The sequence below is a fragment of the Streptococcus pneumoniae genome (assembly GCF_001457635.1).
In the GTDB taxonomy this organism is placed as follows: Bacteria; Bacillota; Bacilli; order Lactobacillales; family Streptococcaceae; genus Streptococcus; species Streptococcus pneumoniae.
Map to the genome: position 1 here is coordinate 1,131,613 of NZ_LN831051.1, position 18,663 is coordinate 1,150,275.

Below are 18,663 nucleotides of genomic sequence, written 5' to 3' on the forward strand. Positions count from 1 at the left end.
TTTTTAGGTACAAGATTGCCAGCCGAAATGTGGTATAATAAGAGGTAATAGAGTTTTGGAAAGTGAGAGAAGATGATTTCAAAGAGATTAGAATTGGTAGCTTCCTTTGTGTCACAGGGGGCTATTTTACTAGATGTGGGAAGTGACCATGCTTATCTACCTATCGAGTTGGTTGAGAGAGGCCAAATCAAAAGCGCTATTGCAGGTGAGGTGGTGGAAGGTCCCTATCAGTCTGCGGTTAAAAATGTTGAGGCTCACGGCCTAAAGGAGAAAATCCAAGTCCGTTTAGCCAATGGCTTGGCAGCTTTTGAAGAGACTGACCAAGTGTCTGTCATTACCATTGCTGGCATGGGTGGTCGTTTGATTGCTAGGATTTTAGAAGAAGGTTTGGGGAAGTTAGCTAATGTAGAGCGTTTGATCCTCCAGCCCAATAATCGTGAAGACGACTTGCGTATCTGGCTACAGGATCATGGATTCCAGATTGTAGCAGAAAGCATCTTAGAAGAAGCTGGAAAGTTTTATGAGATTTTGGTGGTGGAAGCAGGACAAATGAAGCTATCAGCCAGTGATGTTCGCTTTGGTCCCTTCTTGTCCAAAGAAGTCAGTCCAGTATTTGTCCAAAAATGGCAAAAAGAAGCTGAGAAGCTAGAGTTCGCCCTCGGACAAATCCCAGAAAAAAATCTGGAAGAACGTCAAGTTCTAGTAGATAAGATTCAAGCTATCAAGGAGGTGCTCCATGTTAGCAAGTGAAGTGATCCAAGCTTATGAAGCCTTTTGCCCTCAGGAATTTTCTATGGAGGGAGACAGCCGTGGTCTGCAAATTGGCACTTTAGACAAGGGTATCCAAAGGGTCATGGTTGCCCTCGATATTCGTGAAGAGACGGTGGCAGAGGCCATTGAAAAGGGTGTGGACTTGATTATCGTCAAGCACGCGCCTATCTTTCGTCCTATCAAGGACTTGCTTGCCAGCCGTCCGCAAAATCAGATTTACATCGACCTGATTAAGCATGATATCGCAGTTTATGTCAGCCATACCAATATTGATATCGTTGAAAATGGGCTCAATGACTGGTTTTGTCAGATGCTAGGAATCGAGGAGACGACTTATCTGCAGGAAACAGGTCCAGAACGTGGAATTGGACGTATTGGGAATATTCAGCCTCAGACATTTTGGGAATTGGCCCAACAGGTCAAGCAAGTCTTTGACCTAGATAGCCTTCGAATGGTGCATTATCAAGAGAATGATTTGCAGAAGCCTATTTCAAGAGTAGCAATTTGTGGTGGAAGCGGGCAGTCTTTCTATAAGGATGCTTTGGCAAAGGGGGCAGATGTCTATATCACTGGTGATATCTACTACCATACTGCTCAGGATATGCTGTCTGATGGCTTGTTAGCATTGGATCCAGGTCACTATATCGAAGTGCTTTTTGTGGAAAAAATCGCAGCACTCCTTACTCAATGGAAAGAGAAAAAAGGCTGGGAACTAGAGATTTTACCTAGTCAAGCATCGACCAATCCTTTCCGTCATATCTAGTTAGAAAGTGAAGACAATGAAAAAAGTTGCCATTATTGGAGCAGGAATTGTGGGAGCAACAGCTGCCTACTACCTCTCGAGAGAAAGTGACCTAGAGGTGACCGTTTTTGACCATGAGCAAGGTCAAGCCACCAAGGCCGCAGCAGGAATTATCAGTCCTTGGTTTTCCAAACGCCGTAATAAAGCCTGGTACAAGATGGCGCGCTTGGGGGCTGACTTTTATGTGGATTTATTAGCTGATTTAGAGAAATCAGGACAAAAAATCGACTTTTACCAGCGTTCGGGAGTCTTTCTCTTGAAAAAGGATGAATCCAAGTTGGAAGAACTTTATCAACTGGCCCTCCAGCGCAGAGAAGAATCTCCCTTGATAGGGCAATTAGCCATTCTGGACCAAGCTTCAGCTAATGAATTATTCCCTGGTTTGCAGGGATTTGACCGCCTGCTCTATGCTTCTGGTGGAGCGAGAGTAGATGGCCAACTCTTGGTAACTCGTCTGCTAGAAGCCAGTCATGTCAAGCTGGTCAAAGAAAAAGTGACTCTGACACTCTTATCATCAGGCTACCAGATTGGCGAAGAGGTGTTTGATCAGGTTATTTTGGCAACGGGAGCTTGGTTGGGGGACATGTTAGAGCCTTTAGGTTATGAAGTGGATGTCCGTCCTCAAAAAGGACAACTACGAGATTATCAGCTTGCCCAAGACATGGAAGATTACCCTGTTGTCATGCCAGAAGGGGAGTGGGATTTGATTCCCTTTGCAGGTGGGAAATTATCCTTGGGCGCTACCCATGAAAATGACATGGGATTTGATTTGACGGTAGATGAACCCTTGCTCCAACAAATGGAGGAGGCGGCCTTGCCTCATTACCCAGTTTTAGCTAGAGCGACTTCAAGGGCTGAGCGTGTGGGAATCCGTGCCTATACCAGTGATTTCTCTCCCTTCTTTGGGCAGGTGCCAGAATTGGCAGGTGTCTATGCAGCCAGTGGACTAGGTTCATCAGGCCTCACAACTGGTCCTATCATTGGTTACCATCTAGCCCAACTGATCCAAGACAAGGAGTTGACCTTGGACCCTCTAAATTACCCAATTGAAAACTATGTCAAACGAGTAAAAAGCGAATAATACTCAATGAAAATCAAAGAACAAACTAGGAAACTAGCCGCGGGTTACTCAAAGCACTGCTTTGAGGTTGTGGATAGAACTGACGAAGTCAGTAACCATACCCATGGCAAGGCGACGTTGACGTGGTTTGAATTGGATTTTCGAAGAGTATAAGCATTTTACTGAAATTTTATCAGGTAGTTTAGGATGGCAAATGACATTCCCTGTCAAAAATGGTAAAATAAGAAAAAATAATCTGAGAATCGAGGAAAAAAGATGCAAGAAAAGATTTTGGTAACTGGTGGTGCCGGTTTTATTGGAACCCACACTGTTATTGAATTGATCCAAGCAGGCCATCAAGTTGTTGTGGTGGATAATCTTGTCAATAGCAATCGTAAGAGTTTAGAAGTTGTTGAAAGAATCACAGGAGTTGAGATTCCTTTCTATGAGGCAGATATTCGTGACACAGATACCCTCAGAGATATTTTCAAGCAGGAAGAACCGACTGGTGTCATTCACTTTGCTGGTTTGAAGGCTGTTGGCGAATCAACACGTATCCCTCTTGCCTACTATGACAACAATATCGCTGGAACTGTCAGCCTTTTGAAAGCCATGGAAGAAAACAACTGTAAAAACATCATCTTCAGTTCTTCTGCGACAGTTTACGGGGATCCGCACACAGTGCCCATCTTGGAAGATTTCCCACTTTCAGTGACCAACCCATACGGTCGTACCAAGCTCATGCTAGAGGAAATTTTGACCGATATTTACAAAGCAGACTCAGAATGGAATGTTGTCTTGCTTCGTTACTTTAACCCAATCGGAGCCCATGAGAGTGGTGATTTGGGAGAAAATCCAAACGGTATTCCAAACAATCTCTTGCCATATGTGACTCAAGTAGCCGTTGGAAAATTAGAGCAAGTGCAAGTGTTTGGAGACGATTACGATACGGAAGATGGAACAGGTGTTCGTGACTATATCCACGTTGTCGATTTGGCTAAGGGTCACGTTGCAGCTTTGAAAAAAATCCAAAAAGGTTCAGGACTAAACGTTTATAACCTTGGAACTGGTAAAGGTTACTCAGTTCTTGAAATTATCCAAAACATGGAAAAAGCGGTGGGACGTCCTATTCCTTACCGCATCGTAGAACGTCGCCCAGGTGATATCGCTGCCTGCTACTCAGACCCAGCAAAAGCTAAAGCAGAACTCGGTTGGGAAGCAGAACTCGACATCACCCAAATGTGTGAAGACGCATGGCGTTGGCAGAGCAAGCATCCAAATGGATTTGAAGACTAAGATGATGATTTCAATCATCGTCCCTTGTTTAAACGAAGAGGAAGTACTTCCTCTTTTTTATCAGGCTCTGGAAGCTTTACTTCCAGATTTGGAAACAGAAATCGAGTATGTCTTTGTCGATGATGGATCAAGTGATGGGACCTTGGAACTCTTAAAGGCCTATCGGGAGCAAAATCCGGCAGTCCATTATATTTCTTTCTCTCGAAATTTTGGCAAAGAAGCAGCCCTTTATGCAGGCTTGCAATATGCGACAGGAGATTTGGTGGTGGTGATGGATGCAGACCTCCAAGATCCTCCTAGTATGTTGTTTGAGATGAAAAATGTACTAGACAAAAATGTAGACTTGGACTGCGTTGGGACACGGAGAACTAGTCGGGAGGGAGAACCCTTCTTTCGCAGTTTCTGTGCTGTTCTCTTTTATCGCCTCATGCAAAAAATCAGCCCAGTAGCTCTGCCGTCGGGTGTCCGTGATTTTCGTATGATGAGAAGGTCTGTGGTCGATGCCATTTTAAGCTTGACTGAGTCCAATCGTTTTTCTAAGGGACTCTTTGCCTGGGTCGGCTTTAAAACCCACTATCTGGACTATCCAAATGTCGAAAGGCAGGCTGGCAAGACCAGTTGGAGTTTTAGGCAACTCTTTTTTTACTCCATTGAAGGGATTGTTAATTTTTCAGATTTCCCTTTGACTATAGCCTTTGTAGCTGGTCTCCTATCTTGTTTTCTTTCTCTGCTGATGACCTTTTTTGTTGTGGTTCGGACCCTCATTTTGGGCAATCCGACATCTGGTTGGACCTCTCTGATGGCTGTTATTCTCTTTCTTGGAGGCATTCAACTCTTGACCATTGGGATTCTCGGCAAGTATATCAGTAAGATTTATTTAGAGACTAAAAAAAGACCACTTTATCTTATCAAAGAAAAAAGTGACCTTCCTGATTTTACAGAAAAAAATAAAGTGAAAAGACTATAATTTTACATGGAAATGTGCTAAACTAGAGGGAGTGGATTATAGCCATTGATTTAGGCTTCCTGGTTTCCAATCAGGGCGCGAGTTGGGCAATTTTTAACAGCCTCTAAGACATCCTGACTAGGAGAAATTTCTTTTTCCAGTTGGTCAGGGTCATCGTAAAAACGCACGATTCCATTATCGTGGTAATCAAATAAATCAGAATAAGTTTGGCAAAGCCCACAGGCGATACATCGTTCAGGTATAAGTGTGATTTTCATGTTCATATTTATATTGTAATAAGAAAAGTAAAAAAAAACAAGGAGTAAGGTATGGCAAAAGAACCGTGGCAAGAAGATATCTATGATCAAGAAGAATCAAGAGCAGAGCGTCGGCATCGAAACCACGGAGGGGCTGATAGGATGGCTAATCGTATTTTGACGATCCTAGCTAGTATTTTCTTTGTAATTGTGGTGGTGATGGTCATCGTTCTCATCTATCTATCATCGGGGGGGAGTAATCGCACAGCAGCCTTAAAAGACTTTCATGATTCTGATGCAAGTGTAGTACAAATCTCATCTTCAAGCAGTTCTCAGCCTGAGCAGAGTTCAGAGCCAGAATCTACTTCTAGTAGTTCAGAAGAAGCTGCTAATCCTGAAGGAACGATTAAAGTTCTCGCAGGAGAAGGGGAAGCAGCTATTGCCGCTCGTGCAGGAATCTCCATTGCTCAGTTAGAGGCCTTGAATCCTGGGCACATGGCTACAGGATCTTGGTTTGCTAATCCAGGTGATGTTATAAAAATAAAATAGGAGCCGATATGAAAACAATTCAAATTGCTATTGATGGTCCTGCTTCCAGCGGTAAGAGTACGGTCGCAAAGATTATTGCTAAGGATTTTGGATTCACCTACCTTGATACAGGAGCTATGTATCGTGCAGCGACCTATATGGCTCTTAAGAACCAATTAGGAGTTGAAGAAGTCGAAGCCCTTCTAGCCTTGTTGGACCAGCATCCAATCAGCTTTGGACGTTCAGAAACTGGAGACCAGCTTGTTTTTGTAGGAGATGTGGATATTACCCATCCTATCCGTGAAAATGAAGTGACCAATCATGTTTCTGCTATTGCAGCAATTCCTGAAGTGCGTGAGAAACTGGTTTCTCTCCAACAAGAAATTGCCCAGCAAGGCGGGATTGTCATGGATGGTCGCGATATTGGAACTGTTGTATTGCCACAAGCAGAATTGAAAATTTTCCTAGTAGCTTCTGTTGATGAGAGAGCAGAGCGTCGTTACAAGGAAAATATTGCCAAGGGAATTGAAACAGACCTTGAAACCCTAAAAAAGGAAATTGCTGCGCGTGACTACAAGGATAGTCATCGTGAGACTTCTCCTCTCAAACAAGCAGAGGATGCTGTCTACCTTGATACAACTGGTTTGAACATTCAAGAAGTAGTTGAAAAAATCAAAGCAGAAGCTGAAAAAAGAATGTAAATGTAGAAAAGCCGATAGATTGATATCGGTTTTTTTCTAAATTTGTCAAAATGCTGATTTTAGGGTATAATAGTTGCTGTTCGAGAAATTTTGATTTTCAAAGAATAGTGAATGATGATAAGGAGAAACCATGAACAATTTACCAAATTGTCCAAAATGTAACTCAGAGTATGTCTACGAAGACGGTGCCCTACTGGTTTGCCCAGAGTGTGCTCATGAGTGGAATCCTGCTGAAGTTGCAGAAGCAGAAGAAGGTCTTGTCGCTATCGATGCCAACGGAAATAAATTGACTGATGGTGATACAGTAACTCTCATCAAGGACTTGAAAGTAAAAGGTGCGCCAAAAGATTTGAAACAAGGGACGCGCGTGAAAAATATCCGCATCGTAGAAGGCGACCACAATATCGACTGTAAGATTGATGGTTTTGGTGCCATGAAACTTAAATCAGAGTTTGTGAGGAAGATTTAAGCATGTTAAAACACTATAAACTTGTATTTTATAGCCGTATCTTCTTGTTTCTAGCGGCTTTTACGGGAGTTTATCTTGAAATTACTAAGCATGGTGGTTTTGGGATGCTTCTCTATTACACGGTTCTGTCCAACCTCTTGGTAACTATTTTTACCCTTTATCTTCTAAAGGTTATGAGCCGTGTAGGTGAAAATTGGCAAAGACCAAGTCTCTTGCGCTTAAAAGGTGGGGTCACCATGAGTATCATGATTACCTGTGTGATTTACCATTTCCTCTTGGCGCCCATTGCGACTAATTTCTATACCCTAGAAAATTTCCTTTGCCACTATATCGTTCCCATCTGGTTTTTAGCGGATACCCTCTTTTTTGACAAACAGGGTCAATACAAGATTTGGGATCCAGCAGTGTGGACCATTTTACCCTTTCTGTATATGATGTTTGCTCTTTTTAATGGCTTGGTTCTAAAACTCAATATTCCAAATGCCAAGGATAATCCTTTCCCTTACTTCTTTTTGAATGTGAACAAGGGTTGGAATGTTGTGTTTAAGTGGTGTCTGATTATCTTTGTTGCCTATATGGTAGCAGGATTTATTTTCTACTTTATCAAGCAAATCAAGAGAAAGTCATCCTAATACTCTTCGAAAATCTCTTCAAACCACGTCAGTTTCCATCTGCAACCTCAAAACACTGTTTTGAGCAGCCTGCGGCTAGCTTCCTAGTTTGCTCTTTGATTTTCATTGAGTATAAGATACAAGGGATTCATTTTCGAATTTAAGAAGGAGTCTACAAACCAATGAGGCTTCTTCTTTTCTTGCTTATTTGATAACTATCAAAAAAGTAGAAGATTAAGAGAAATATAGAAAGAGATTTCATGAAACAATTTTTAGAACGGGCCAGCATTTTGGCTCTCTCCCTCGTTTTGATTACCTCCTTTTCCATTTCGAGTGCCCTACCAGCCATGTTTGACTATTATCAGGGTTATTCTAAGGAACAAATTGAGCTCTTGGTGAGCTTGCCTTCCTTTGGAATCATGATGATGTTACTGCTAAATGGTTTCTTAGAAAAAATATTTCCTGAGCGCTTACAGATTAGTTTGGGCTTGCTGATTTTATCATTGAGCGGTACAGCTCCCTTCTGGTACCAAGCCTATCCCTTTGTCTTTGGAACACGGCTTCTCTTTGGTTTGGGTCTTGGGATGATCAATGCCAAGGCCATTTCTATTATCAGTGAACGCTACCAAGGAAAAAGGCGAATTCAGATGTTAGGGCTACGCGCTTCTGCAGAGGTCGTTGGAGCTTCTCTCATTACCTTGGCCGTCGGTCAGTTGTTGGCCTTTGGTTGGACAGCTATCTTTCTAGCCTATAGTGCTGGATTTTTGGTGCTGCCCCTTTATCTGCTCTTTGTCCCTTATGGAAAATCAAAGAAAGAAGTCAAGAAAAGAGCGAAGGAAGCAAGTCGTTTAACTCGAGAAATGAAAGGCTTGATTTTTACCTTAGCTATCGAAGCGGCAGTTGTAGTTTGTACCAATACAGCTATTACCATCCGTATTCCAAGTTTGATGGTGGAAAGAGGATTGGGGGATGCCCAGTTATCTAGTTTTGTTCTTAGTATCATGCAGTTGATCGGGATTGTGGCTGGGGTGAGTTTTTCTTTCTTGATTTCTATCTTTAAAGAGAAACTGCTCCTCTGGTCTGGTATTACCTTTGGCTTGGGGCAAATCGTGATTGCCTTGTCTTCATCCTTGTGGGTGGTAGTAGCAGGAAGTGTTCTGGCTGGATTTGCCTATAGTGTAGTCTTGACGACGGTCTTTCAACTTGTCTCTGAACGAATTCCAGCTAAACTCCTCAATCAAGCAACTTCATTTGCTGTATTAGGCTGTAGTTTCGGAGCCTTTACGACCCCATTCGTTCTAGGTGCAATTGGCTTACTAACTCACAATGGAATGTTGGTCTTTAGTATCTTAGGAGGTTGGTTGATTGTAATCTCTATCTTTGTCATGTACCTACTTCAGAAGAGAGCTTAGGATTGATTCCTAAGTTTTTCTTTTGATACTCAATGAAAATCAAAGAGCAAACTATAGTTGATTGAGTTTGGAATAGTACGCTGTAGCTGCTAAAATATTTCTAGAAATTAATTTGACTTTCCTAATAGAGTTGTTCATATCTTATTTCAATCTACTATAGAAAGCTAGCCGCAGGTTGCTCAAAATAGTGTTTTGAGGTTGCAGATGGAAACTGACGTGGTTTGAAGAGATTTTCGAAGAGTATGAGATTTTTATACCCATACAATATTTGTTTTAGGTCCTTGTTTACAGACTAATTTCTTGATAAAATAGAGGCTATGACGAGATATAAAGCAACTATTTCCTATGATGGTTATGCCTTTGCTGGCTTTCAGCGCCAGCCTCATGCGCGTAGCGTTCAGGAAGAAATTGAAAAAACCTTGACCAGATTAAATAAAGGGCAAACCATTACTGTTCACGGTGCTGGTAGGACAGATAGTGGGGTTCATGCCCTGGGACAGGTCATTCATTTTGACCTGCCTTATCAGATGGATGAGGAGAAACTCCGTTTTGCCTTGGATACCCAGTCTCCTGAAGATATTGATGTGATTTTGATTGAGCTTGTGGCAGATGATTTTCATTGCCGTTATGCCAAGCATAGCAAGACCTATGAGTTTACTGTGGATAGAGGACGGCCCAAAAATCCGATGCGCCGTCACTATGCCACCCACTTTCCCTACCCACTCGATGTGGAACGAATGCAGATTGCAATCAAAAAGCTAGAGGGAACCCATGATTTTACCGGTTTTACAGCCTCTGGGACTAGTGTAGAGGATAAGGTTCGCACCATCACAGAAGCTAGTTTAATAGTCGATGAGACAGGACAATTTTTGACCTTTACCTTTTCAGGAAATGGTTTCTTGTATAAACAGATTCGCAATATGGTGGGGACTCTTCTCAAAATCGGTAACAACCGCATGCCAGTAGAGCAGATTGATCTCATCTTGGAGAAGAAGGACAGGCAACTTGCAGGTCCCACTGCAGCACCAAATGGTTTGTATTTAAAGGAGATTCGTTATGAAGAATAATCGTATTTTAGCACTTTCTGGAAATGATATTTTTAGTGGTGGTGGACTGTCAGCTGATTTGGCTACCTATACCTTGAACGGCTTGCATGGGTTTGTAGCAGTGACTTGTTTGACAGCCTTGACAGAAAAAGGATTTGAAGTCTTTCCAACTGATGATACCATTTTTCAACATGAATTAGATAGCTTGCGTGATGTGGAATTTGGGGGAATTAAGATTGGTCTTCTCCCTACTGTCAGTGTGGCTGAGAAGGCCTTGGACTTTATCAAACAACGCCCAGGAGTACCTATGGTGTTGGATCCTGTCTTGGTCTGCAAGGAAACGCATGATGTAGCTGTCAGTGAGCTCTGCCAAGAGTTGATTCGCTTTTTCCCTTATGTCAGTGTGATTACGCCTAATCTCCCAGAAGCAGAATTATTATCCGGTCAGGAAATTAAAACCTTGGAAGACATGAAAACTGCAGCGCAGAAATTGCATGATTTAGGAGCGCCAGCAGTCATTATCAAGGGAGGCAATCGTCTTAGTCAGGACAAGGCTGTGGATGTCTTTTATGATGGACAGACCTTTACTATCCTAGAAAATCCAGTTATCCAAGGCCAAAATGCTGGTGCAGGTTGTACCTTTGCCTCTAGCATTGCCAGTCACTTGATTAAAGGTGATAAACTTTTGCCAGCAGTAGAAAGCTCTAAGGCTTTCGTTTATCGTGCTATTGCACAAGCAGATCAGTATGGAGTAAGACAATATGAAGCAAACAAAAACAACTAAAATCGCCCTTGTATCCCTATTAACCGCCCTTTCTGTGGTTCTAGGTTATTTCTTAAAAATCCCAACACCTACAGGAATTCTAACTCTTTTAGATGCTGGTGTCTTCTTTGCGGCCTTTTACTTTGGTAGTCGTGAAGGAGCGGTAGTCGGAGGACTAGCAAGTTTCTTGATTGACCTCTTATCAGGCTACCCTCAGTGGATGTTCTTTAGCTTGGTCAACCATGGCTTGCAGGGATTTTTCGCAGGATTTAAAGGAAAAAGTCAGTGGTTAGGCCTTATTTTAGCAACTATTGCCATGGTAGGAGGCTACGCCTTGGGTTCTACTTTGATGAATGGCTGGGCAGCAGCCCTCCCAGAAATTCTACCAAATTTCATGCAAAATATGGTAGGGATGATTGTAGGATTTATTCTTAGTCAAAGTATCAAGAAGATTAAGTAATACTCTTCGAAAATCTCTTCAAACCACGTCAGCTTCCATCTGCAACCTCAAAACACTGTTTTGAGCAGCCTGAGGCTAGCTTTCTAGTTTGCACTTTGATTTTCATTGAGTATAAAGAGGTTGAGTAAAAAGTATTTCAAATAAGAAAAACGCATAGTATCAGGTGTTGAATGAACTGCCCCCCAAAAGTTAGACAGAAAAAATCTAACTTTTGGGGTGTTTTATTATGAAACTAACTTATGATGATAAAGTTCAGATCTATGAACTTAGAAAACAAGGATATAGCTTAGAGAAGCTTTCAAATAAATTTGGGATAAACAATTCTAATCTTAGGTACATGATTAAATTGATTGATCGTTACGGAATAGAGTTCGTCAAAAAAGGGAAAAATCGTTACTATTCTCCTGATTTAAAACAAGAAATGATTAATAAAGTCTGACATGAAGGCTAGACTAAAGATAGAGTTTCTCTTGAATACGGCCTCCCAAGTCGTACGATACTTCTTAACTGGTTAGCACAATACAGGAAAAACGGGTATACTATTGTTGAGAAAACAAGAGGGAGAGTACCTGAGAGCGGAGAATGCCATCCTAAAAAAGTTAAGAGAACTCCGATTGAAGGAGGAAAAAGAGAAAGAAGAAAGACAGAAATTGTTCAAGAATTAATGACTGAGTTTTCGTTAGATCTTCTTCTAAAAGCCATTAAACTAGCTCGTTCGACCTACTACTATCACTTGAAACAGCTAGACAAAACAGATAAGGACCAAGGCTGGCAATACCAACACGATTCTTATCATCGGTTCCTAGAGAGTAAGGGAATTCAAGCATCCATGTCACGCAAGGGAAACAGCCAAGACAACGGTATGATGGAGTCCTTCTTTGGGATTCTGAAATCGGAAATGTTTTATGGCTATGAGAAAACATTTAAATCACTTAATCAATTGGAACAAGCTATTGTAGACTATATTGATTACTACAACAATAAACGAATTAAGGTAAAACTAAAAGGACTTAGCCTTGTGCAATACAGAACTAAATCCTTCGGATAAATTAATTGTCTAACTTTTGGGGGGCAGTACATATTCAACACCTGATACTATGCGTTTTATTGTGGGAAGATTTTCCTCATTTTCTAGTGAAATTGAACTTTTTCTAACATCTTTTGATAGATGACTTCTTAATCAATTATCATTTCCATTGTTGTTTCTTGGGGTTTCATCCCTTGTCTTTGATAAAAGCGGAGAGCACCCTCGTTATCATTCCAGACACTTAGGGTTAGATTATTGCAGCCAATTTCTTTAGCATAATAGCAGAAAAATGACAATAAAATAGCCCCTAGATATTTTGAAAGGAAAGCATAGGGGCTATATAGTTTAATCAAAATAAAGCAAATCTTTGCTGGTGCTTGTAAAGAGGTCGAAGCCATCCTTGGTAACAACACCGCAGTCTTCAATACGAACACCGACTTTACCAGGGATATAGATACCTGGTTCAACAGAGAAGCACATGCCTTCTTCGATGACCATGTCGTTTCCTTCCATGATAGATGGGAATTCATGGACATCCATACCGATACCATGCCCGAGACGGTGGTTGAAGTACTCACCATAACCAGCTTTTTCGATGACCTCACGGGCAGCGCGGTCCACTTCATGAGCAGTCACACCTGGCTTGATAAAGTCAAGAGCAGCTTGTTGGGCTTCAAGAGTCAAGTTGTAAATATCTTTCTTGAATTGGTCTGGTTTGCCGACAGCGACTGTACGAGTCATATCTGACGCATAGCCATTGACCAGAACACCCAGGTCAAAGAGGAGAAGAGCATCATTTTCAACCTTATTAGCTGCTGGAATGCCGTGTGGATTCGCAGCATTATCACCAGTCAAGACCATGGTATCAAAGCTCATTTCGTAACCTTCACGTTTCATGGCAAAGTCAATTTGTGCGATGATATCTGTCTCAGTCTTATCAAGAGAAATATTGTCAAAACCAACATGAACAGCCTTGTCAGCATAAAGACCTGCAACCATCATTTTTTGCACTTCATCAGCTGATTTGATGAGGCGCATGCGTTGGATACGAGGAGTGAGGTTGTCAAACTCAGCAGTCTCAAAAACTGTTTTCAAACCATGGTATTTGGTCAAGATGAGATTGTCAAACTCAACAGCGACACGTTTGAAGTCAAGTTGTGGAAGAGCATGTTTGATTTTTTGCCATGGATTTTCAGAATCGACATAGCCCACTACTGGGAAGGAAACGGTGCTACTTGCACGTTCTACTTCAAGAGCTGGGACAAAGAGGAGAGGTTCCTGATCCGCTAGGACAAAGAGGAACATTTGGCGTTCATGGGGATCACTGTAAAAACCAGTGAGGTAATTGATTGTGACGGGGTCAGATACGACAGCGACGTCTAGTTTTTCTGATTCAAGATATGTTAGGATTTGTTGTAATTTAGACATATGCTACCTTCTTTCTACCCCTCTATTTTGGCAAAAAATGAGAGAAAATGCAAGGGAGAAGGGTAAAAGAAAAGACAAAAAACTCCGACAAGATAACGGAGTTCTTTGATATCATTTTCCTTTGTTTAAGAAAAGTCAGCCTTGCTTTTGACGTCACTGTACTCTTCAGCGATTTCTTGGCTGAGAATGTCCTCATAGGCAGGGAGTTGGATGTCCTGACCATATTTCTTCTTGAGGGCAGTAGTAACTAGGCGATAAGCCAGATTGGCATTACGAGAGAGGATAGGCCCGTGGAAGTAGGAACCAAAGACATTCTTATAATGAACCCCTTCACCGACCTTTTCTTCGTTGTTTCCATTTCCATAGACAACCTGTCCCAGCGGTTTTTGGTCATCAGAGAGGAAGGTACGACCTTGGTGATTTTCAAATCCATAGTAGGTTTCATCGAAATCTTCATTGTGAATCTTGATGTCACCGATAAAACGGTTATTGGTCTGGTTGAGCGTGTAGTGTCCCATGACCCCTAGCCCTTCGATACGTTTTCCTGAAGCTTCAACATAATATTGACCCAATAGTTGGAAACCACCGCAGATAGCCAGAACTACACCGTCGTTTTGGATGTAGTTGTCAATGCTCTCTTTTTTAGCAGGTAGGTCGTCTGCAATGATACTTTGTTCAAAGTCTTGACCACCACCGAAAAAGGCGATGTCGTAGTGATTTTCATCAAAGTCATCATGGAGAGAAACGATGTCAACGGTCACATGGGCTCCCAGTTTTTCAGCCACATACTTGAGCATGAGGATGTTTCCATTGTCCCCGTAGGTATTCATGAGATTTCCGTAGAGGTGGGCAATGTTGAGCTGATAGGGGTAATTGCCATCTTTTGAGGAAAGTGAAGTATAAACCATTAGTTCATCTCCTTTCTAACAATCTGACGACTAGCCAGCAGTTCACGAAATTCCAGCATGGCAGTATAAGTTGCCAGAATATAGGCATGCTTGCAGTCTTGATTCTCAATGGTCTTGAGAACTTGCTCCAGATTACTCGTTTCAGTGATTTTCTCAGCTGGATAGCCTGTCACACGAAGACGACGAGCGATTTCAGAATGACGAACACCGCCAGCGTTGATTTCAGGAATGTCCATGTCAGTGATTTGTTCAAAGTCTGCATCCCAGATCCAGCTAGTGTCAATTCCATCTGCATAGTTGGCATTAAGGAGGACAGATAGGCTAAATGGATAAGGTGCTAGTTTGATCATTTCGATAGCTTGGGTTGCACCGACTGGATTTTTAATCAAGACAAGGGTACATTCCTTGTCACCGATATGAAAGGTTTCTTGGCGTCCAAAGACAGCACGGCTCTTGTCAAATCCCTGTTTGATGAGTTGCGAATCGGCACCTAGGAAACGGGCGATGGCCACAGCAGCTAGGGCGTTATAGATATTATAGAGCCCGCCGATTTGGATACCGTATTCTTGGCCGTCTATGACAAAGCGAGAGCGATTGTTGGTCAACTCAACCAGTTTTGTCAAACGATAGTCGAGATCAGGACGTTTACATCCACAACCTTCACAGATATAGGCACCCAAGTTTGCATAGGTATTATGCTCATATTTGAGGATGCCTTGGCAGTCAGGACAGAGAATCCCTTCGGTATTGTAGTGAGCCAGTTGGGCTGGTCCTTTTTCCAAGTCAAAACCAAAATACTCTATAGGGTTTGGAATAGTTGGCTTGTAGAAAAGTGGACTGTCTCCGTTAAGGAGAACAGTAGCAGTTGGAACTTTCCGAATGGCATCCAATATCATGTTATAGGTAGTATAGATTTCACCGAAACGGTCCATCTGGTCACGGAAGATATTAGTAATGACAAAAAGACTAGGCTGGATATAGTCACAGATACGAGATAGACTGGCTTCGTCAATTTCGAGGACGGCAATATTTTTCCCAGTTTTTGAAGATTTGGCTGTTAGGAAGGTTGTTGCAATCCCTGTAATCATGTTGGCACCGCTTGGGTTGGTTAGAACTTGACCATAAACCTCTTTTAAAATGCCGACAGTGAGGGCAGTTGTCAGGGTTTTTCCATTTGTTCCAGTGACAACGACAATCTCGTAGTTCTTAGCTAGGTTTTGTAAAATATCTTTATCAAATTGAAGGGCGACTTTACCTGGGAGCGTACTTCCACGTCCAAGACGGCTTAAAACGAAGTGGGAAGAACGCCCAGCAAGAAGGCCCAAAGTAGTTTTTAAGTTCATGTTTCTATTATATCACAAAAGAGGGAAAAGACAGATTTGGTGTTTCGTAGAAGTAAAAACAGCCCAAAGAGGGCTGTCAGTTAAGATGAGATTTCAACTTAAATCGCAAACAAGTCATTCAAGTTCTCAGCCAAGGTTGGGTGAGTGAAGATTTGTTTTGTGAAGTAAGTGTAAGGAATCTTGTTGTCCATAGCAACAGTAATGATGTTGATGATTTCTTGAGAACCTTCTGAGAAGATGCTTGCACCAAGAATTTCTTTTGTTTCAGTATTAACAACAGCTTTGAAAGCTCCGCGAAGGTCTCCATTTACGTGACCACGAGGCATGGCTGCAACAGGGATTTCTTTCACTGCGTATGGAAGTTTCAAATCAGCTGCTTGGCTTTCAGTCAAACCAACTTGTGAAAGTGCAGGTGTGATGAACATAGTATTTGGCACATTGAGACGGTCCTCAAGTGTGTAGCTGCCATCTCCAGCAAGGTAGCTGTAAACAACACGGAAGTCATCAAGTGAAATGTAAGTAAATTGAAGACCACCGTTGACATCTCCAACTGCAAAGACACCAGGAACGTTTGTTTGACAGTGTTTATCTACTTTAATAGCGCCACGTTCAGTTAGTTCAATATCTGTATTTTCAAGTTGAAGTGGTTCTACATTTGGTTTGCGTCCAGTTGCGTAGAGAAGGGCGTCGAAACGGTAAGTTTCGTCTTCAGTTACGACAAGCACTTGGTCACCGTCGTTTTTAATTTCAGTAGTATGGATATTTTGAAGCAATTCAATACCGTCTTCTTCCAGGTATTGTTTAGCAAGAGCTGCGATGGAAGGTTCTGCACGAGGTAGGAATGTATCCAAGGCATCTAGGACTGTAACCTTGCTTCCTAGTTTATTGTAAAGGCCAGCAAATTCAAGACCGATATTTCCGCCACCAAGGACTCCAAGTTTTTCAGGCAATTTATCCAAGCTTTGGATACCTGTTGAGTCAAAGACGTTTTTGCTTGTAGCAAGTCCAGGGATTGGCAAGACGTTTGAAACAGCACCAGTGTTGATGACGATAGTTTCAGCAGTCAATTCTTGTTTTTCATCACCAGCTTGGATTTCGATGACTTTATTTGAAAGGAAGTGAGCTTCAGCATCAAAGATATTGACGCCAGTACCAGCAACAGTCGTATAGTTTTTACCGTTGAGGCGACCAGTGATCGTGTTTTTGGTAGCAATGACTTCTTCAAAAGACAAGTCTTTCTCAGCAGCAACCAGCAAAGTTTTAGTTGGGATACAACCGATGTTGATACAAGTTCCACCGTACATAGCTTTGCTACGTTCAACGAGGGCAACTTTTTTGCCAGCTGAAGCCAATTTACCAGCTAGTGTTTTACCAGCTTTACCAAATCCGATAACGATTAAATCATAAGTTAACATTTAGAATTCCTCCTATTCGAATTACATTCTAGCACAAGAAAAAAACTTTTGCACAATTCTGCTACGAAAAAGACAGAAAAAGATGAAAACGCTTTCCAGACAAAAAACTAGTAATTTTTTGACAAGCTTGATAAACTAAAATCCTATCTATTTTTATATAATAAAGAATAAATGTTCGAAAATAGGAGGTTTTATGAAATCGAATCGTTATATTATTGCCTTTGCTGGGGTCATTTTACACTTAATGCTGGGTTCGACTTATGCCTGGAGTGTTTATCGTAACCCTATTATTGAAAAAACGGGATGGGATCAGGCTTCTGTTGCCTTCGCCTTTAGTCTAGCAATCTTTTGTTTGGGCTTATCGGCTGCATTTATGGGGCGTTTGGTAGAAAAATTTGGTCCGAAAGTCATGGGAAGTCTATCTGCTTTTCTATACGCAGGTGGAAATATCTTAACAGGATTTGCAATAGACCGTCAGGAGCTGTGGTTGTTGTATCTCGCTTATGGCATTTTAGGTGGGCTTGGTTTGGGAGCAGGCTATATTACCCCTGTGTCGACGATTATAAAATGGTTTCCTGATAAACGTGGTCTCGCAACAGGTTTAGCGATTATGGGGTTTGGTTTTGCTTCTTTATTGACTAGTCCCATAGCGCAACACCTCATCGCAGGGGTAGGGCTTGTAGAAACTTTTTATATTTTAGGAGCAAGTTACTTTATTATCATGCTCCTAGCTTCACAATTCATTAAGCGTCCAAATGAGCAAGAGCTTGCAATTTTATCTTCTTCAGGGAAAGAAAAAACAGCCTCTTTGACGCAAGGAATGGCTGCAAATCAGGCTCTAAAAAGCAATCGGTTTTATATGCTTTGGATTATTTTCTTTATCAACATAGCTTGTGGTTTAGGCTTAATTTCAGCGGCATCGCCAATGGCACAGGAGATGGCTGGCTTGTCTACAAGTCATGCAGCAGTAATGGTGGGTGTTTTGGGGATTTTCAATGGATTTGGTCGCTTGCTCTGGGCGAGTTTGTCTGACTATATCGGTCGCCCTCTAACCTTTAGTATATTACTGCTTGTTAATCTTTTCTTTTCTCTCTCACTTTGGCTCTTTACAGATTCCGTTTTATTTGTAGTCGCTATGTCTATTTTGATGACTTGCTATGGAGCTGGTTTTTCATTGATCCCAGCTTATCTCAGTGATATTTTTGGAACCAAGGAATTGGCCGCTCTGCATGGATATATTTTAACAGCTTGGGCAATGGCTGGTTTAGCGGGACCTATTTTATTAGCAGAGACTTATAAAATGGCTCATTCGTACACACAAACCTTGTTCGTTTTTCTCATTTTATACAGTATCGCCTTGGCTTTGTCTTATTATCTAGGTCGTTCAATCAAAAAAGAAAGTCAAAAACCGCTTACATGA

Annotated in this window: 20 protein-coding genes and 2 pseudogenes; 16 read left to right on the top strand and 6 right to left on the bottom strand. The window is 41.8% G+C overall.

The genetic code is table 11. The annotated features are described in order from the left end of the window. Positions 1–72 precede the first annotated feature (72 nt). From AT689_RS06045 to AT689_RS06065, 6 genes are all read left to right on the top strand, one after another. The gene (locus tag AT689_RS06045) at positions 73–750 is read left to right on the top strand and encodes a tRNA (adenine(22)-N(1))-methyltransferase (RefSeq protein ID WP_000624092.1); all 678 of its coding nucleotides are present in this window, start codon (positions 73–75) and stop codon (positions 748–750) included. After that, complete coding sequence (locus AT689_RS06050) at positions 737–1,534, top strand: Nif3-like dinuclear metal center hexameric protein (RefSeq protein ID WP_000881171.1); 798 nt, start codon at positions 737–739, stop codon at positions 1,532–1,534. Before AT689_RS06045 ends, AT689_RS06050 begins: the two co-directional genes overlap by 14 nt. A 16-nt stretch (positions 1,535–1,550) precedes the next feature. Beyond that, entirely contained in the window at positions 1,551–2,654 is a 1,104-nt protein-coding gene (locus AT689_RS06055; RefSeq protein ID WP_000754670.1) for an NAD(P)/FAD-dependent oxidoreductase, read from the top strand. A 6-nt stretch (positions 2,655–2,660) separates the two neighbouring features. Continuing rightward, entirely contained in the window at positions 2,661–2,807 is a 147-nt protein-coding gene (locus AT689_RS13435; protein WP_001810478.1) for a hypothetical protein, read from the top strand. 102 nt (positions 2,808–2,909) lie between these two features. After that, positions 2,910–3,929: a UDP-glucose 4-epimerase GalE gene (galE, locus tag AT689_RS06060; protein WP_001156537.1), complete on the top strand. Its 1,020-nt coding sequence runs from the start codon at positions 2,910–2,912 to the stop codon at positions 3,927–3,929. A 1-nt stretch (position 3,930) separates the two neighbouring features. Beyond that, positions 3,931–4,896: a glycosyltransferase family 2 protein gene (locus AT689_RS06065; protein WP_001823585.1), complete on the top strand. Its 966-nt coding sequence runs from the start codon at positions 3,931–3,933 to the stop codon at positions 4,894–4,896. A 50-nt stretch (positions 4,897–4,946) separates the two neighbouring features. Here AT689_RS06065 and AT689_RS11740 read toward each other — a convergent pair whose 3' ends face one another. After that, a complete protein-coding gene (locus AT689_RS11740; RefSeq protein WP_000705155.1) occupies positions 4,947–5,153 on the bottom strand; it encodes a ferredoxin in 207 nt (68 codons plus the stop codon). 51 nt (positions 5,154–5,204) lie between these two features. On the opposite strand from AT689_RS11740, the gene AT689_RS06075 reads away from it, so the two are divergent. From AT689_RS06075 to AT689_RS12975, 9 genes and pseudogenes are all read left to right on the top strand, one after another. After that, positions 5,205–5,681, top strand: coding sequence for an SAG1386/EF1546 family surface-associated protein (locus AT689_RS06075; RefSeq protein WP_001040906.1), 477 nt, complete (start codon positions 5,205–5,207; stop codon positions 5,679–5,681). A gap of 8 nt (positions 5,682–5,689) precedes the next feature. After that, complete coding sequence (gene cmk, locus AT689_RS06080; protein ID WP_000849378.1) at positions 5,690–6,361, top strand: (d)CMP kinase; 672 nt, start codon at positions 5,690–5,692, stop codon at positions 6,359–6,361. A gap of 130 nt (positions 6,362–6,491) precedes the next feature. Then, positions 6,492–6,830, top strand: a complete 339-nt coding sequence (locus tag AT689_RS06085; protein ID WP_001061586.1) for a zinc ribbon domain-containing protein YjdM — start codon at positions 6,492–6,494, stop codon at positions 6,828–6,830. A 2-nt stretch (positions 6,831–6,832) separates the two neighbouring features. Beyond that, the gene (locus tag AT689_RS06090; RefSeq protein WP_000912206.1) at positions 6,833–7,462 is read left to right on the top strand and encodes a Pr6Pr family membrane protein; all 630 of its coding nucleotides are present in this window, start codon (positions 6,833–6,835) and stop codon (positions 7,460–7,462) included. A 239-nt stretch (positions 7,463–7,701) separates the two neighbouring features. Then, complete coding sequence (locus AT689_RS06095; protein ID WP_000808709.1) at positions 7,702–8,853, top strand: MFS transporter; 1,152 nt, start codon at positions 7,702–7,704, stop codon at positions 8,851–8,853. A gap of 317 nt (positions 8,854–9,170) precedes the next feature. Then, complete coding sequence (gene truA / locus AT689_RS06105) at positions 9,171–9,920, top strand: tRNA pseudouridine(38-40) synthase TruA (protein WP_000199195.1); 750 nt, start codon at positions 9,171–9,173, stop codon at positions 9,918–9,920. Further along, entirely contained in the window at positions 9,910–10,683 is a 774-nt protein-coding gene (locus AT689_RS06110; RefSeq protein ID WP_000794768.1) for a bifunctional hydroxymethylpyrimidine kinase/phosphomethylpyrimidine kinase, read from the top strand. The genes truA and AT689_RS06110 overlap by 11 nt, the downstream gene beginning before the upstream one ends. Beyond that, positions 10,661–11,122 (top strand): ECF transporter S component, encoded by a 462-nt coding sequence (locus tag AT689_RS06115; RefSeq protein ID WP_000814982.1) that lies wholly within the window; start codon positions 10,661–10,663, stop codon positions 11,120–11,122. The genes AT689_RS06110 and AT689_RS06115 overlap by 23 nt, the downstream gene beginning before the upstream one ends. Positions 11,123–11,348: 226 nt before the next feature. Continuing rightward, a pseudogene (locus tag AT689_RS12975) lies at positions 11,349–12,170 on the top strand (IS3 family transposase). 128 nt (positions 12,171–12,298) lie between these two features. Here the strand turns inward: AT689_RS12975 and AT689_RS13805 are convergent. The 5 genes and pseudogenes from AT689_RS13805 to AT689_RS06150 all read right to left on the bottom strand — a co-directional run. Then, a pseudogene (locus AT689_RS13805) lies at positions 12,299–12,433 on the bottom strand (GNAT family N-acetyltransferase); the annotation flags it as partial. A 61-nt stretch (positions 12,434–12,494) separates the two neighbouring features. Continuing rightward, positions 12,495–13,577 carry a M24 family metallopeptidase gene (locus tag AT689_RS06135; protein WP_000040907.1) on the bottom strand — a complete coding sequence of 361 codons (1,083 nt, stop codon included), beginning with the start codon at positions 13,575–13,577 and terminating at the stop codon, positions 12,495–12,497. A 125-nt stretch (positions 13,578–13,702) separates the two neighbouring features. After that, positions 13,703–14,485, bottom strand: a complete 783-nt coding sequence (gene gatD, locus AT689_RS06140; protein ID WP_000263194.1) for a lipid II isoglutaminyl synthase subunit GatD — start codon at positions 14,483–14,485, stop codon at positions 13,703–13,705. Continuing rightward, the gene (gene murT / locus AT689_RS06145; RefSeq protein ID WP_001050241.1) at positions 14,485–15,828 is read right to left on the bottom strand and encodes a lipid II isoglutaminyl synthase subunit MurT; all 1,344 of its coding nucleotides are present in this window, start codon (positions 15,826–15,828) and stop codon (positions 14,485–14,487) included. Before murT ends, gatD begins: the two co-directional genes overlap by 1 nt. Positions 15,829–15,926: 98 nt before the next feature. After that, positions 15,927–17,243 (bottom strand): FAD-containing oxidoreductase, encoded by a 1,317-nt coding sequence (locus AT689_RS06150; protein WP_000958947.1) that lies wholly within the window; start codon positions 17,241–17,243, stop codon positions 15,927–15,929. A 193-nt stretch (positions 17,244–17,436) separates the two neighbouring features. On the opposite strand from AT689_RS06150, the gene AT689_RS06155 reads away from it, so the two are divergent. Further along, positions 17,437–18,663: an L-lactate MFS transporter gene (locus AT689_RS06155; protein WP_000841577.1), complete on the top strand. Its 1,227-nt coding sequence runs from the start codon at positions 17,437–17,439 to the stop codon at positions 18,661–18,663.